Origin of the sequence: Nostoc sp. LEGE 06077 (assembly GCF_015207705.1) — a bacterium.
Taxonomy (GTDB): domain Bacteria; phylum Cyanobacteriota; class Cyanobacteriia; order Cyanobacteriales; family Nostocaceae; genus Nostoc_B.
Window position 1 is genome coordinate 14,754 of record NZ_JADEWI010000049.1, and the last position, 16,257, is coordinate 31,010.

The 16,257-nt window shown below is 40.6% G+C and carries 14 protein-coding genes and 1 tRNA gene; 6 read left to right on the forward strand and 9 right to left on the reverse strand.

The genetic code is table 11. From position 1 onward, the window contains the following. Positions 1 to 102 precede the first annotated feature (102 nt). Positions 103 to 1,473, forward strand: a complete 1,371-nt coding sequence (gene opcA, locus IQ244_RS24300) for a glucose-6-phosphate dehydrogenase assembly protein OpcA (protein WP_193898748.1) — start codon at positions 103 to 105, stop codon at positions 1,471 to 1,473. Positions 1,474 to 1,763: 290 nt separating this feature from the next. Here opcA and IQ244_RS24305 read toward each other — a convergent pair whose 3' ends face one another. Together IQ244_RS24305 and IQ244_RS24310 are read right to left on the reverse strand one after the other, a co-directional pair. Beyond that, entirely contained in the window at positions 1,764 to 1,997 is a 234-nt protein-coding gene (locus IQ244_RS24305) for a type II toxin-antitoxin system HicA family toxin (protein WP_193898749.1), read from the reverse strand. After that, positions 1,994 to 2,233 carry a type II toxin-antitoxin system HicB family antitoxin gene (locus tag IQ244_RS24310; RefSeq protein WP_193898751.1) on the reverse strand — a complete coding sequence of 80 codons (240 nt, stop codon included), beginning with the start codon at positions 2,231 to 2,233 and terminating at the stop codon, positions 1,994 to 1,996. The genes IQ244_RS24305 and IQ244_RS24310 overlap by 4 nt, the downstream gene beginning before the upstream one ends. Positions 2,234 to 2,360: 127 nt before the next feature. On the opposite strand from IQ244_RS24310, the gene IQ244_RS24315 reads away from it, so the two are divergent. Next, positions 2,361 to 3,767, forward strand: coding sequence for a cobyrinate a,c-diamide synthase (locus IQ244_RS24315; protein WP_193898753.1), 1,407 nt, complete (start codon positions 2,361 to 2,363; stop codon positions 3,765 to 3,767). A gap of 171 nt (positions 3,768 to 3,938) precedes the next feature. Here the strand turns inward: IQ244_RS24315 and IQ244_RS24320 are convergent, their stop codons facing one another. Next, a complete protein-coding gene (locus IQ244_RS24320; protein WP_193898755.1) occupies positions 3,939 to 4,373 on the reverse strand; it encodes a cyclic nucleotide-binding domain-containing protein in 435 nt (144 codons plus the stop codon). A gap of 92 nt (positions 4,374 to 4,465) precedes the next feature. Beyond that, positions 4,466 to 4,669: a hypothetical protein gene (locus tag IQ244_RS24325; RefSeq protein ID WP_193898757.1), complete on the reverse strand. Its 204-nt coding sequence runs from the start codon at positions 4,667 to 4,669 to the stop codon at positions 4,466 to 4,468. Positions 4,670 to 5,079: 410 nt separating this feature from the next. Here IQ244_RS24325 and IQ244_RS24330 point away from each other — a divergent pair, with 410 nt between their 5' ends. Next, positions 5,080 to 5,484 (forward strand): peptidoglycan-binding domain-containing protein, encoded by a 405-nt coding sequence (locus IQ244_RS24330; RefSeq protein ID WP_193898759.1) that lies wholly within the window; start codon positions 5,080 to 5,082, stop codon positions 5,482 to 5,484. A gap of 214 nt (positions 5,485 to 5,698) precedes the next feature. Here the strand turns inward: IQ244_RS24330 and IQ244_RS24335 are convergent, their stop codons facing one another. Then, positions 5,699 to 7,981: an FUSC family protein gene (locus tag IQ244_RS24335; protein WP_193898761.1), complete on the reverse strand. Its 2,283-nt coding sequence runs from the start codon at positions 7,979 to 7,981 to the stop codon at positions 5,699 to 5,701. Positions 7,982 to 8,239: 258 nt separating this feature from the next. After that, the gene (locus IQ244_RS24340; RefSeq protein ID WP_193898763.1) at positions 8,240 to 8,800 is read right to left on the reverse strand and encodes a hypothetical protein; all 561 of its coding nucleotides are present in this window, start codon (positions 8,798 to 8,800) and stop codon (positions 8,240 to 8,242) included. Between the two features lie 282 nt (positions 8,801 to 9,082). Here IQ244_RS24340 and IQ244_RS24345 point away from each other — a divergent pair, with 282 nt between their 5' ends. Then, positions 9,083 to 10,096 carry an AAA family ATPase gene (locus IQ244_RS24345; protein ID WP_193898765.1) on the forward strand — a complete coding sequence of 338 codons (1,014 nt, stop codon included), beginning with the start codon at positions 9,083 to 9,085 and terminating at the stop codon, positions 10,094 to 10,096. A 208-nt stretch (positions 10,097 to 10,304) separates the two neighbouring features. Then, on the forward strand, positions 10,305 to 12,869 hold the full coding sequence (locus IQ244_RS24350) for an ATP-binding protein (protein ID WP_193898767.1): 2,565 nt from the start codon (positions 10,305 to 10,307) through the stop codon (positions 12,867 to 12,869). Here IQ244_RS24350 and IQ244_RS24355 read toward each other — a convergent pair. The 3 genes from IQ244_RS24355 to IQ244_RS24365 form a co-directional block, all read right to left on the reverse strand. Next, positions 12,843 to 12,915, reverse strand: a tRNA-Ala gene (locus tag IQ244_RS24355). The genes IQ244_RS24350 and IQ244_RS24355 overlap by 27 nt on opposite strands. A gap of 87 nt (positions 12,916 to 13,002) precedes the next feature. After that, positions 13,003 to 13,731: an HAD family hydrolase gene (locus IQ244_RS24360; RefSeq protein WP_193898769.1), complete on the reverse strand. Its 729-nt coding sequence runs from the start codon at positions 13,729 to 13,731 to the stop codon at positions 13,003 to 13,005. Continuing rightward, positions 13,728 to 14,630: a class I SAM-dependent methyltransferase gene (locus IQ244_RS24365; protein WP_193898771.1), complete on the reverse strand. Its 903-nt coding sequence runs from the start codon at positions 14,628 to 14,630 to the stop codon at positions 13,728 to 13,730. Before IQ244_RS24365 ends, IQ244_RS24360 begins: the two co-directional genes overlap by 4 nt. A gap of 409 nt (positions 14,631 to 15,039) precedes the next feature. Here IQ244_RS24365 and IQ244_RS24370 point away from each other — a divergent pair, with 409 nt between their 5' ends. Next, positions 15,040 to 16,221, forward strand: coding sequence for an RtcB family protein (locus IQ244_RS24370; RefSeq protein ID WP_193898773.1), 1,182 nt, complete (start codon positions 15,040 to 15,042; stop codon positions 16,219 to 16,221). The last annotated feature ends 36 nt before the right edge of the window (positions 16,222 to 16,257 follow it).

Consider the following 16,257-nt stretch of genomic DNA (forward strand, 5'->3'; position numbering starts at 1 on the left):
AGGCTAAAGTCTGAAAAAATTTCAGACTTCATAATTCACACTACCCTCCGGGAAGCCACCCAAAGGGTGTCTACATACTTCACAATTCATACTTCAAAAGCTATGACCCAAGCTCCTACCATTTTTTCACTTCAGGCACCCAAGGACATTTCGCTGAATGAAATCGAAGCGGAACTGAATCAAATTTGGCAAAGTTACGGCATCACTGGTGAAGATGGTGGCTTACCTGCTGCTACTCGTGCCACAACTTTTACCTTAGTGGTTTACGAACCAGAAGAAACCCAATATCTATTGGCATCTCTAGGATTTTATAACGGCCCCATTGATGGGATTTTAGGGCCACAGACAGACATCGCACTACGGCAAGCCCAACAAAAATATGAACTACTAGAAACTGGTACGGCTACACCAGAAACTTTGGTAAAATTGCGGGAAGAATACACCAAACGCCAAGGTAATGGAGTTGTTGCGGAAAATGGCAATGGTTCCTATAACGTCAGTGTCACCAGCCCCAGAATTGCTGATGAAATTGCTTTACGTAACCCTTGCCGCATCATTGCCCTATGTCCCATCGCCGGCGAAGATGAAGGTGTAAAAGCACAAGTTTCTGCTTACTGCCCGATCCAAAAACAATCTTCCAGCACCCTTGTTTGTTGTGAATACATCACCCTTTCTGGTACAGCCTCAGCTTTAGAAAGAATTGGGGGGATGATTCCGGCATTATTAATTGGTGGTCTGCCGAAGTTTCTCTGGTGGAAAGCTACTCCCGACCCCAACAACCCATTATTCAAGAGACTGGCAGCCGTTTGCAATAACGTCATAGTTGATTCTTGCAACTTTAACGAACCAGAAAGCGATTTACTCAGCTTATATGAGTTAGTCGAAACTAACGTACCTGTGGCTGACTTGAATTGGCGGCGTTTAGCAGCATGGCAAGAATTAACTGCGGAAGCTTATGACCCCCCGCATCGTCGCACAGCCTTAAAAGACATTGACCGCGTAACAATTGATTATGAAAAAGGCAACCCTGCCCAAGCACTATTATTTTTAGGTTGGTTGGCTAGTCGCTTAGAATGGATGCCGATTTCCTATCAAAAGGAAAGCAATGATTACGATATCACGCGGATTCGTTTTGTGGCTCAAGACCAAAAACAAATAGAAGCCGAGTTAGCTGGAGTTCCGGTTGCTGATGCAGGTGATATCTCCGGTGACTTGATTGCTTTACGTCTGAGTTCCACTAATACCAAAGCCGACTGTAGCACAGTAATTTGCTCGGAAACTGGCGGTTGTATGCGGATGGAAACCCACGGCGGCGCTCAATCTGCTGGTTTGTTCCAACAAGTGAGTTCACTGTCAGAACAAAAGGCGGAAGCACTGCTGAGTCAGCAAGTACAACGCTGGGGACGTGAGACTCTATTTGAAGATAGCTTAGGAGTTATTGCCCAAACTGTTAAACCTTTAGTGAAAGGTTAGATTAATCTCAGCTAATTTTTCCAAAAAGCCTCCCAATTTTTACAATGGGGGGCTTTTTTAAACGCAAAGATACGTGGAGGTTGGCGCAAAGTTGTGCGAAGGTTTTATTAAGATAATTCGTACTTTTACTTCAATATTTAGTTACGTCAAATAAAGCAGGAGTGCTTTTTGTTGTCTAACAGTATCTTCATAGTAATTAACTATTTCGTTGTAGTAATCTACCATCCAATCAAGCATTTCTTCTTCTGAAACATCAATCCAGGGTACAGCATTATAGACTTTACATGATACTATAATTTTCCTAGCAACTTAAAGAAAGTCTCCTTGTCAATGCCTATATCCTGAATCATACCCATTAGAGTTCCTTGTTTTATGTCTTTTCCAGCATGGATAGGAATTACAACCCTATGTCCTTGACTATTTTTGTAAATAGCATGACTATCCTTTTGACGGTCGAAATAAAAGCCTAATTGTTCGGCAACCTTAATGAAATCCTTCGCTTTGACACTAGGAAAATTACTCATACTAGTATACTCAAAGGCTTAACAATTAAATCTTCTTTGGGAATAGGTTGATTATCAGCTTTTAAACTTTCAATATATAATTCCATAGCTTCTGTAATATTCTCAATCGTTTCTTCAAAAGAATCTCCTTGAGAATGACAGCCTTTTAAGGTAGGACAAAATGCGTGATAACCTCCATCTGATTCTTTTTCTAAAAGAACGATATAATTGTAAATCTGTTTGCTGTGATTCTGCATTATGTTTTTAATTCATGAGTGATTTAGCTACTTTTAGCTTATGCTGAATTTTATAATAAACGCTTTTAAATATTGATAAAAACAGTACGATCGCAAGTTAAACTAGATTATAAAGTATTTTTTTTCAATGGCTTTAGTAATTGCTGGCGAACGCAGCGGGGTGGGTAAAACAACAGTCACACTCGCCCTTTTAGCATCTTTATGTCGTCGTGGTGGTCAGGTGCAATCTTTTAAGGTCGGCCCGGATTATATTGACCCCATGTTTCATCAGTACGTGACTGGTCTTGCTTGTCGCAACTTAGACCCAGTTCTGACTAGTGAAGCCTACGTTCAGCAATGTTTTGCTAAACATCACCAAGCAAGTGAATATGCTTTGGTGGAAGGAGTGATGGGGTTGTTTGATGGGGTGATGGGGAGTACAGAAGAAGCTAGTCTACACCCATTCACTTTTGCTAGTACGGCTCATGTTGCGCGGTTACTAGATTTACCTGTAGTGTTGGTAATTGATTGCAGTCGGTTATCGGGTTCTGTGGCGGCGATCGCTCACGGTTATTGTTCCTTTGACCCTAAAATTAAAATAGCTGGCTTAGTTCTAAATCGCGTTGGGAGCGATCGCCATCTCTCTTTACTCAAAGATGCTTTACAATCTCTACAATTACCCATTCTTGGTGTATTGCGTCGTCAAGATAATATTACAATTCCTGACCGCCATCTCGGTTTAGTCCCCACCGCCGAACTCAGCGAACTGGATGCTGTGGTAGAACGTCTAGCTGATTTAGGTGATAATTGCTTCGACTGGCAAAGTTTATTACCTTTATTAAAAACTCCTAACTCAGCACTCAGCACTCAGCACTCAGTACGGGCTGAACGCCCCGCTACCGCTAACAGCACTCAGCACTCAGCACTTAATAAAGTTAGGATTGCGGTTGCAAGCGATCGCGCTTTTAATTTTTATTATCAAGATAATCTCGATATACTCCAACAATTAGGTGCAGAGTTAGTTTTTTGGAGTCCTTTAGCCGATTCAGAATTACCCCAAAATATCCAGGGAATGTATTTCGGCGGTGGTTTCCCGGAAGTTTTTGCTGAACAATTAGCAGCAACTACCAATGTTCTTCAGGCAGTCAAAACAGCTATTATTCAAGGTATGCCCACAATTGCCGAGTGTGGTGGATTAATGTATTTATGCGAAGAAATCATTGATTTTGAGGGTAAAAGTTACCCAATGGTAGGCGTAATTCCTACATCTGCTTGTATGGATAAACGTTTAACTTTGGGTTATCGTCGAGCCGTAGCTTTACAAGATAGTTTGTTAGTAAATGCTGGAACAAATATTTACGGACATGAATTTCATCGCTCAAGCTTAAGAGTTAATTCCCCTCAACCATTGTTTCAAGCTTATCGCTATGATTGTGATGAAAATATGGGGTTTGAAGGCTGGAATTTACCTGTCAATCTTCACGCTTCATATATACATTTACATTGGGGCGCTAGTTTAGAGATTCCCCAAAGATTTATTCAGCAATGTCGATAAATCCCCAGAATTACACATACCTGACAGAATGGGCTGAACAGTTAAATTTAGTTGATGTTTTTAGTCTGGCACTGAATGAAGCTGGTTTATAAACGCCCACGCGGGTGAGTAGTTCTGAGATGAGTATGGACATCTACCCAGCATCATTTGGAGAAATGATTAATATGACTGTTATGAATGAGTTACTTCAATACTCTCATTCAATCTGCGGATGAGCCGGGATAACTCACGAATGATATTGACTGCAATTTCGGGAGTTTCTTCAATCGCGTCATAAAGTTGTTCTTGTGTGAGTTCTAGACATTCACAAGGTTCGATGGTGGTGGCGGTAGCAGAACGGGGCTGTGTATCAAATACTGCCATTTCGCCAAAGTATTTTCCCTGTTCTACTTCTGCCAAAAATTTATTGCCAATGTGGACTTTAACTCTACCTGATACCACAATGTAAAGCGATCGCCCTTCTTCTCCCTGTCGAAAAATCGTATAATTTGCTGGAAATGACAACTCGTGCATCACTGAAGTCAGGCGCACTATAAAATCATCCCGCAATTCCTTAAAAATCGGGACTCGTCGCACAAATAACAATCGGTCAACACTACTGAGCATAATTAAGAGTTAAGACACACCCATGAAAGATATCGGGCAATTTTAGTATTTTTGAATATGCGATCGCCATATTAACCGATAAAAATCACAACTCAGTACAGAGTCTCATTAATTTGATGATCATATTTTTCTACCCAGTTCTCCAAAACCACAACTACATCCATTAAACAATGAGGCTGGTAGCTGCTGTAGCTAAATCTATCACGACCAGAGGACGAATTGGGTGTTCTGAAGTAGATTCCGTTAACATTGATACCACCAAGCTTAGTCCGAATTTTGACTGCTAGGCACAACATTTTTTATTACGTATTTATACTTATATGTAACAATAATTACTAGCTTAAAATATAGACTTAATGCGGAGAAACTGCGATCGCTTATGTTCACTGGTGTTATTTTGCTATTCAGTCTAGAGAATAACAGTGGTGAAGCAGCGTCATAGCATATTAATAATTGCGAGACAACTTGACATATATTTTCTGCAATCTAGAACCAAGTTTAAGCCGACATAATCCTTAATAAACAATTCATAGCTTCGTCATAGTTTTGCAATAGATCTGTCAATAGGATATGTGATGCTATAGCTCTGGATGGATGTATTAAGTTCATTCCAGTTGACGCAGAAGAGTTAAATGATGCACATACTTTCATTTAACTCTTCAAATCACAGTTGCAAGATGACTCATATTTAAGAAGGAACAACAAAATGAATTGGAAAGTAATTGCTTTAATCCCGGCTCTCGCTTTAGCTACTACTTTACCTGCATATTCTTTAACTAAAAAAGCCCCGAATCCAACTACTAATACCCACATAACACCGCAAAAGACCCAACCAATTACTACGGCGAAAAAGACTCCTGTTGTCCAAAAGCCCAATGTTAAACGCAACTCGACTAATGTCGCCAGCCGCAGTACTGTATTAACAGTTGGGAGTAAGGGAGAGTCAGTCAAAACTGCTCAGAATCTGTTGAAGCAGCAAGGATTCTATACCGCCAGTGTTAATGGTGTCTTTGATAAGAATACACGCGCAGCAGTTATCAAATTTCAAAAGTCTAAAAAATTAAGAGCAGATGGCATAATTGGCAATAGAACTTTAGCTGCTCTTAAATAATTAGCTAAATATAATTCATAATTCAGTAATTAAAATCCACTATTTATTGTGCATAAATAGTGGATAAAAGCATATTGAAATACTGCAATAATTTCAATTGAACTGCCTAAAATTAACTAGGCGAACGGCCGTACCCTACGGGAACGCTAAGAGCGAACGCCCCTACTTTTATATGTATCAAGATTTGAGTGAATTGAGATGAATTCTAAATTATTCAACTTTGGAGACGAGCAATTACACAGTGCAGCACTTTAATTTCATTAATAATGCGCTCTAGTTCTATAGATAGAGTAGTCTGTTCTCGCACAGCTTTTAATGTGGGAGTTAAAGTGTGGGTATTTGTGGCAATTTCTGATAAACGAGCAGTATGTAACTGTTCAATTTGGTTGTGTATGACTTCAAGATAATTATCCAGTACTGGTAATGGTTGGGGTAGCTGTCCCTGTTTCACCGCATCTGCTAAGTTTTCCAAAACTTGCACAATGATATCTGTAAGTCGCTGGAGTTCAATAAATTGATACTCGCCGCTAAATTCTCGGAGATGTTCTGCTAATGTTGTTACCGAACTGAAAAAGCCACGAATGTAGAGCATTAACGTCATTACAGGTTCGATTTCTCCTTGAACATGACGAGGTTCGCTAAATAATCTTTGAGCCGCAGCGGTAGCGTTGGCGTTCTCTAGGGCTGCTTGATGGCGTAGGCTATTGATAGCAGCAAATACATTTTGTTCTGGATGTAGATAATTAGCGATAACTTGTTGAAAGTAGGCAAGATTGGCGCGGATTGTTTTTTCTAATTGTGCTGGAAGTTGCTGTCGTTCCCAACTGGGGAACAATACATAACTACCAAGCAAGGCTAAAACACCCCCAAATAGGCTATCGATAATCCGTAATACTCCTACCTGCCAACCACCTGCACTAATTAAGTTGAGAAGTAAGATAATGGCAGGGGTGAGCAATAGGGTAAAGATGCTGTAGCTTAAAGGCCGCACCGACATAGCAATAAACACTAACAGCAGTAAACACAAGGCGATCGCACTTTGATTTTGAACTAATAAAATCAGCACAATCCCCATCATCCCGCCCAAAATACTACCGATGACTCTTTGCACTGTCGTCTCAGATGTGCCGCCAAAGTTGGGTTTGAGGGCAACCAAGGCTGTTAAAGTTATCCAATAACCTCTGGGTAGTTGCAATACTGAAGCCAGAAACTCGGCGAATGTTGTAATTATTGCTAAACGTAAGGCATGGCGAAAGATGATGGAATCAAACGTGAAGTTATTTCGCAATGTATCAATAATTGCCAAAGGCGTTGATGGAGACGGAAGGGAAATGTCTTCCTGAGTAATGGGACGCTGTTTTCCTTGACTTAAATCTGTGATAATCTCTGCATCAGTATGAATTTGCTGTGCCAAATTCATCAAGCTTGTAGTAATCTTCCGCAAATGAATTAAATCGCCATAGTCATCTGTGTGGGGGTTAGCTGTAGGATGGAGGAGATGAGAACGCAGAACTTGCCATTGGTGTTGTAATGCTTCAACGGTGCGGTCTAAATCTCCAAGATGAACTGAGTTTTTGCCTTGAACAATGGCTTTTGACAACATTTGTAAGGAAATTGCCAATTGTTCGATAACTTGGTGAATTTCGGTTTGTAACTGAGAAAATAATTCATGTTCAGAGGCGATCGCTAATAATTCACTTAAAGCCACAACAGAATTGACAATTTGATTGACATCTTCAATCAACACCAATAAGTTATTTCCCTGCTGGTTCGCGCCTTTCTGCACAGTCCACTTAGCAGTCCAAAGACTCCGCGCCGATGTTAAGTTTTGAATGACAGTATCTTGCGCTTGTAAAAATTGTTCTGCCCACTGCTGGCGATCGTGGTAACTTAATGTTCTTTCCCTGGCTAAGTCAACGAATTTACTCAAGGAGAGATAACAATTAGCAACAGTTTCCATTACTAAGTCATGGGGACTTACCGCCCAAACTCCTAATGACAGCAAAATTGTCCATGTTCCCCCAGCTAGACATAGCCCACAGTGTTGAATCAGCGTTGCGAAATTGGTAAATGTAGCAAATCGAGCCAATGCAATCACAAACATAATGGAAGTGACCAAGCTGATAGATGAGGCTACATTGCCATACAGACCAGCTAAACCTGCGATAAATATCACCACAAACGTCGCCGGGATAGCTAACCAGGGATGACCACTGACCAAACTAGCAATTAAAAATACCGTTGTTACAGCAATGGTAGTTGCAATCATCGCCCTTAATTGCTGGCGATAAGTACCGTCAACATTTACCATCCCCACGAACCAAGCAGCCATAGTAGCGATCGCACTTGCAGCTGCATTCCCACTCATGAAGCCAAAGCCAATGGGGACACCCAGAATTAAAAGACTCCGAAATCCTAAGAAAATAGCGGGTTTCCCTGGCTTAAGTTGAAACTGCTGCAACAACCAACTAAAAGAACGTTTATTTTTGGATGGCATTATGATGCTGGCGACGAGAAAAATCCAGTTTGATTACTGATTTATTGTGCAGAAATCAGCGCCTCTAGGGAATATGTCTCAGGGATTAAAACTGCGATCGCCAAAAAATAGTAGTGTGAATACAAGATGAGAGCGATCGCATATAGCAATTTCCAAGCACATGAAATACACCCCTCCCCAACCCTCCCCTTGCCAAGGGGAGGGTTGGGGAGGGGTAATTTTGTACCTCACCAGAGTCGGAAAGGCTATAACTGCTTATTAATCACCCACATCTAAGTTCAGGTAAAAGCTTTTATCAACAACTCTATAACTGCCGTCCGTTTTAATCATAGGAATTATCACTGTGTGTTGCCCTGCGGCAATTGTCCATGATTGTGGAAAATTGCTGATATTATGACAGCCTACATTAATCGGAAAATTGCTAGGAGTTGACAGCATATTTTGGTAATTCTCAATGCCATTGTTAAATAAATATGCCTTTGCTTCTAACTTATTGAGTCTAGCTTCAGAGGGGATGCAAAAAGTTAAATTTAACAGTTTCAATTTATCCTCTGTTTTTAGCGGCAGACGTTCACCATATCTAACTTGTTGCGGTTCATTGCTGTTAATCTGCACAGTCAAGTTAGCAATACATACTTTATGAGCAATAGTTGAATGGCATTGTGCAGTAGGAGAAGTTGATAGATTAGTAGAAGTGGGATTAGGCGAAATATTTTCTTGTGGACTATTTTTATTGATTAAAGCTACTCCTAAAGCTGCACAACCACTAATAAGGGCAACCAGAATAGTATCATTAATGCTTGGTTGAGAAAGTTTCATATTTGGATAACTCCCGGAATTTTTCTTTCTTATGTATTACCTTATCTGGGTAGTTATCATTTAGCAGTATGTGAGCGTAGGAATAATTACTAATGCTATTTTTTAAAGTAGGTAGGTAAAAGTAGGTTTAGGTAGGTTCAAGTAGCATGATATCCCTTACTTCTTAAAGAAGTCGGGCATCTTTGACACCACGATTGATTTAAGATTGACTAAGATTTGTTGTGTAAAAATATCTTCAGTTTTGGTGTAGTATGAGTAACTACCAGTCATTTGCTGCAACTAATGAACGGAGAAGACGCATTTGATTTGATTGATCGCCTTGTTGCTGCCAACGAAAGGGCTGGTCTGAGTGATTATGAAAAAGCCGTGTTTCTAGGAATCTGGCAAGGGAAGACTTACCCTGTCATTGCTGAAAAAATCTCTTTGACGGAACAATACGTAAAAGAAATAGCCAATAATAAATTATTTAATAAAATTTCTAAACTTTCTCAAGAAAACATCAAAGTTCAGAAACATAACTTTAAATCTTCAGTAGAGAAAATATATAACCAGCAATCTACACAAATTATAAATATTCTACCATCAACCTTAGAACTGACTAACCCTTTTATTCCCCAACAAGTGAGAGTAGAAGATGCAAATTTATTTTTCGGCAGGAAGCAGGAAATACAACGGATATTTGAATTGTTTAACAGTGGGAGTAGTGTAGTTATAGTAGGGGAAGAAGGAATTGGGAAATCTTCTCTGTTATGGGCGATTTGTCAGCAGGCAGAAAATCAGCTTCAGCGTCAGTCAGCATTTTTAGATTTGAATTGTGTTAATGATGAAGAAGAATTTTATCAAGCTTTATGCCATGAGATAGGTATCCCTGAAAGTAAGGGTTATATGCTGAATCGCAATTTAAAAGATAAACGAGTGCTGCTGGCTATAGATAATGTGGGTAAGTTGACTTGGCAAGGGTTTACTCGCCAAGTGCGAGATTATTTGCGGGGTTTAGCTGAGGGTAGTAATTTGCGGTTGGCTTTAGCTGCAACTGAACCTTTAGATCAGCTATTTAACGATAGTCAAGATAATGGTAAAACATCGCCATTAGCAGGTATTTGCCAAGAGGAAAATATTAAGCTGTGGGATGAAACCAGCATCCGTGATTTGATTACCAGTCGTCTAGCAATGACTTCAGTCAGGTTTACGGAGGAAGAAATCATACAACTGATTCAACAAAGTGGTGGACATCCTCGCAAACTGATGCAGTTGTGTTATCAAACTTACTCGCGTTATTTGGCAGGTGCGAGATGAAAGGTAGTATTTTGTCTTCTTCCCTACCTCGAATTACCCCTCTCTACGGTGTATACACAAGTAAAATTACCCCCCTTCATCCCCCCTTTCCAAGGGGGGAAATAAGAAAATATAGTTCCCTCCCATTTATAAGGGGAGGGTTAGGGAGGGGTAAAGTTTCGCTTATAGGGAAGTTAGGTCTGTTACAGATAAAGGTGGAGGCTGAATCATGACATCTCCTGTACCTCGCCTCAACTTAGCACCAAAATTGAAGCGACCCCTTTCACTGTGGAACCCCTTAGATTATCTACACCTGTTGTATTGGGTGTTTTTCTTTCCCCAGGCTTTGCGGTGGTATGTGGATAAGTTTGGGGGTGGGTATATTGCTGAAAAAGAAATGAACTGGCGAAAGGGATTGGAATTCTTGCGGAAAAATCCTATCCAGCGTCAATTGCTTTTGCAAGGATTGGTATTGACAATTGTAACTCCTGTGGTTGTGGGGCTAATTTTGCAGGCGCTTAACTTTCGCGTTGATTGGTTCGGTGTGGCGGGAGGTGTGGCGGTAGCCTTGGCGGTAAGTTTTGCGGGAGGCTTTGCGGAAGGCGTGGCGTTTGGCTTGGCGTTTGGCTTGGCGTTTGGCTTGGTGGGAGGCGTGGCGTTTGGCGTGGCGCTTGGCGTGGTGGGAGGCGTGGCAGCAGCCTTGGCCGGAGGCGTGGCAGCAGCCTTGGCCGGAGATGGGGCTAAAGCCTTGATAGGAATAGCGTTAGGTGTAACGGCAAACTTGGCGTTTGACGTGGTGGGAGGCTTAGTGGGAGGCTTGGCGGTAAGCTTAGCAATTATGCGTCCAGAAAATTGGTTAATTGGCTTACTGTTCAACCTGCAAAGCATCCAAAGTAGTTACTTACTCCCACGTATTAGTCCAATTCCTCTGCCGAATCTGAATAGGCGCTTGCAAAATTGGCTGCAACAAGATTGGGAAACAGGTTTATATAATACTAATCAATTGTTAGCATATACACTGCAATTTATTCCTGTTATTCAAGCAGTTAATAAAGTACTTGCCACAACTCCATCAGAGCAAATTATTTGGCGTGTTTCTCGGTTGGCTGAATCTCCTTTTGACTGGAATATAGTACGTTTTGCTTCAAATTATTTAAAGGTAAGCTTAAAATCACGATTTATAGGTAGTTTTTCAATTTCTCTTCGCTTAAATACACCTGTTCGTACAGCTGCGGCTGGTTTTTGGTATCTCCATAAACAAAAACCAGAAGAAGCACAGGAGGCTTTTACTGAAGTACGTTCTTTGCTTTATGGGGAGGAAATGTACATTCTTGCCCAAACTTTGGCAATATTTCAAAATGCACAAGAAGTAATTACTATTGCTAATCTGCAAATACCAGCTTTTCCACAAGAACCAGTTTTACTCCCAAACACCTGGAAAGTTCTTACCTCTCTAAGTCGCGTAATAGAAGATATCCAATTTGTTAACAAAAGTGTATCTCGTTCAGCACGGTCTTTCGCTCTTAACCGTGCTTTAGGTGAACTTATAAACATTCTAAATAAAGCCGATAACTTACCACAAGCCGAGCGCGGCTTAATTATAGATATTGCTCAAACTTGGCAAGAAAGCCTATTAAAAATCGCTGGCGAAGTCGGGGAAATTTCCATTACCAAGCCTGTAAATAATCCATATATCATAGGCGACCCAGTGCAAGGTAATCTCTTTGTTGGGCGGGACGATATCATCAGACAACTAGAAGAACTCTGGGTGATGGGTAATCAACTCCAGTCTGTAGTTCTTTATGGTCACAGACGCATGGGTAAAACTTCAATTTTGCTGAATGCATCTCAATGTTTAGGTTCAGGCATCCAGTTAGCTTACGTCAACCTGCTGCGGTTGGGAAATGTACCCCAAGGTGTGGGTGAGGTGCTAATAGCAATTAGTGATGAAATTGCTCAAACAGTGAAACTTCCGTCACCAAATGATGCAGATTTATTGAATCTTCCCTATAGAACTTTTGAACGTTATTTAAAACAGGTAGAAACAAATTTAGAAACCGGGTTAATTATTGCCTTAGACGAATTTGAAAAAATTGAGGAACTTATCGAAGCCGGAAAAATACCTCCAGATTTTATGGGTTATTTGCGGGGGTTGGTGCAAATGAGTTCTAAAATTGCTTTTGCTTTTGCTGGCTTGCACACTTTAGAAGAAATGACCTCAGATTACTTTCAACCTTTTTTCGCCAGCATTATTCCTATTCATGTCAATTTTCAAGAATATGCAGCTACTCGCCAAATTTTAGCTAACCCAGATGAAGATTTTCTCCTTGACTACACCCCAGAAGCTTTAGACGAAATTTATGCTTTAACTCATGGTCAACCATATTTAGTGCAACTGGTGGGATTTTATTTAGTGCGGCGCTACAATGACCAAGTATTTGAGCAAGGACGATCGCGTGACCCTGTTTTTACAATTGAAGATGTAGAAGCTGTGATTAATGACCCTGAGTTTTTCCAGCGCGGACGCTACTATTTTGATGGGGTTTGGGGTCAAGCGGCACAAGATGTTGAGGGTCAGCAGGATATATTAAGGGTACTTGCACCTCATGTAGAAGGGTTAAGTTTTGATATCTTAGCTCAGTCTACAGATATGAACGGTCATAGTTTACAGGCAGCGTTAGATACTTTAAAACGTCATGATGTAGTTGCAGAAACTGAGGGAAGTTGGCGAATTATAGTAGAACTATTACGTCGTTCCGTTGTGCAATGGAGAATAGGAGACTCGAACCCCTGACCTCTGCGGTGCGATCGCAGCACTCTACCAACTGAGCTAATTCCCCTTAAAATAGTGCTGAGTGCTGAGTTGTATGTGCTGAGTTAAGAAACTTACTAGCAATTCAATCAACGCTCTGCCATCATCTGACATTCTAACATTCACTTACGCTGGGCTGCGGTTCTCTGCCAGAAAATACATTCTGCACTCGATCTAATTCTAAATCGGTCAGATAATCCACCGTCCAGTTACAACAACGCTGAAGCATATGAAAGGGATAGGTATTCGCTACACCCACAACTTTCATCTGTGCTAGTTTGGCTGCTTGGATACCTGCGGGGGTATCTTCAATGGCTAAACATTCTGACGGTTGCAGATTTAATTCGGGATATTGTTGGTTTAAGCGTTCGACTGCTAAAAGATAACCATCCGGTTGGGGTTTACTGGTGGTGATGTCGTCACCGGCAATGATAACTTTAAAGTATTCTGTGAGTTTGGTGCGCTTGAGTACCAATTCAATTTCTTTGCGGAGTGCGCCACTGACTAAGCCTAAATTGATATTTTGGGAACGAACCTGATAGATTAAATCTTCTACACCTGGATATATTGGCAGTTTCTCTAATTTTTCCAGTTCCAGCACATAAGCTTCAGCTTTGCGGTTAAGTAGCTGATTGAGATAATCTTCTTTTCCTACTCTACCGCGATTTGCCAGCAGTTCTTGAAAACAAGCGCGATCGCTCCTTCCTAGAGAATTCTGTCGTTCTTGGGGTTTTTGGGGTTGGAGATTCTCTTGAATGAGAATCTCATCTATTAATTGCAGGTGAATTCGCTCATCGTTGATGATGACACCATTAAAATCAAACAGAATTGCCTTTAAACTCATGCTGTTATGCCAAAAACTGGAGATCCTAAACCCTCCAAATCATTATTATCTATTGTGCTGTCTATTGATCTCTGACTTGTGGCTTGTACCGATGAACCTGTAATAAGAGTTGGTTTTATCCCACTACTTACCTGATGTATCCACCAAATATCTTCGGTGCGTACTGCTTGAAAACCCGCCGCACCCATGCGCGCGTCTAGACTGTCAGCAGCATACTCATAAATATACGGTTCCTCAAAGATATTATTCAGCCAATCTAACTGGCGCAGGGTTTTTTGATTGCCATCTAATATTAAAACCTGTCCACCAGCTACTAATAAGCGAAAGCTCTCTTGTAAAATTGCTTGAGTAACTGCACTAGGTGTTTCGTGAAATAGCAGAGACGCTGTGACTAAATCAAAAGAAGCATCAGGGAAATGAGTTTGCGCTGCGTTTCCATGTCGCCAAAGAATATTTAAATTCGCTGTTATCGTTTTATCTTCTGCTCTAACCAGCATATATGGTGATAGATCCAAACCAATCACTTCTGCTTGGGGGAAAGCCTGCTTTAACATCAAAGTGGTGGAACCCGTACCACAACCTAAATCAAGTATGCGCCGTGGTTGAACTTTTACCGCATTGATCAACCCTTGACGCACCCAAGTTTCATTCGGTGGTAGGACGTATTCCGTAATTGGGTCGTAACTCACCGCCGCACTAGAATTGAGATATCCGCCTTTGATACCGTGAAAATTTTGCTTGTAGTACGCAGGAATTGTCACATTGGCAGAACTGAGACGACTAATCTCTCTTTCCCAATCAATACTTAAAGCATACTGTTTTAGTTTCTCCTCATCAATCAAAAAACTGACTACTGGAGATAGAAAACGCGCCCAGATTGTATCTTGACCTGATGCCATAAAATCAATTCTGACTTGATAAATTAGTATTTTTATTTACAAATTTTAATACATCTCGCCAAAATCTGCTTTTCCTCCCAGCCGTGAGGATTGACACGTAGCATTCTTTCATATTACAACTGTATTACAAGTAAAATCATGCAAGCCATCAGCAGAACCTAATGCAAAACTTGATTTAAATCAGTCGGTGGAAAGAAATAGAACTTAGTTATACCAAATCTCTGTCAGCTTGCACTAAATAATTATTTTTGTCTTCCTTGGCGTGCTTGGCGGTGCGTAAAAAAATTAAGTGCATCTTTATAGAGAATTGGTATTAAGCAATACAAATATGTCTCAAAACCTGACAAATGACTAATAACTACTATCATGCAAATTATCACTACAGAACATATCTAAATATCAAAAAAATATGCCCTACGAAAATTTAGAAATTAATACACCAGCACCCGTTTTATCTTGGGCAAATCATCCTTTAGGCAGTGATGAAACCAAGATGGCTAAAAACGTGGCATCTCTACCATTTGTCTTTAAACACGTAGCATTAATGCCAGATGTGCATTTAGGTAAAGGTGCTTTAGTTGGCTCTGTAATTGCCACCAAAGATGCCATTATTCCTGCCGCTGTGGGCGTGGATATTGGTTGCGGTATGAGTGCCATTAAAATGCCATTCACAGGCGAAAAACTAGAAGGCAAACTCAAGAAAATTCGCTTAGAAATTGAAGCTGCAATTCCTACAGGTTTCAACGAAAACAAGGAGATTGAAAAATCAGTTACTAACTGGCAACATTGGCATAATTTTCAATACTTGCATCCAGGTGTGCAGGATTTAGAAAATAAAGCGATGAAACAAATGGGTTCTCTCGGTGGCGGAAATCACTTTATTGAAGTGTGCCTCGATACAGAGAATCAAGTTTGGCTAATGTTACATTCTGGTTCACGTAACATTGGCAATAAATTAGCCCAATGCCATATTAGTACTGCTAAAGAATTAGCCAAGATGGCAGGTAATAACTTACCTGATCCTGATTTAGCTTACTTTATTGCTAGTACACCAGAATTTCAAGCGTACTGGAATGATTTGCAGTGGGCGCAAGACTATGCACGTTTCAACCGAGATGTCATGATGGCGCGTTTTAAGCACATCATTGAAAAACATCTGGCGGGTGGAAAAGTGACTAAACCTTTATTACAGGTAAATTGCCATCATAATTACGCCGAAAAAGAAGTACATTTTGGCGAAGATGTGTATGTAACTCGTAAAGGTGCAGTCCGCGCTCAAACAGAAGATTATGGGATTATTCCTGGTTCAATGGGGGCAAAATCTTTCATTGTCAAAGGCAAAGGTAATGCCCAGAGTTTTTGTTCTTGCGCTCATGGTGCAGGCCGATTATTATCAAGAAATAAGGCAAAAAATGTCTATACACTTGATGATTTAATTGAGCAGACTAAAGGTATAGAATGCCGGAAAGATAATGATGTTTTAGATGAAATTCCCGGTGCTTATAAACCAATTGAGCAAGTAATGGAAAATCAATCTGATCTGGTGGAAGTTGTCGCCACACTCAAGCAAGTTGTTTGCGTGAAGGGTTAATTGAGGTAAAATTCAAGACTTAGACCCGAATTTTAC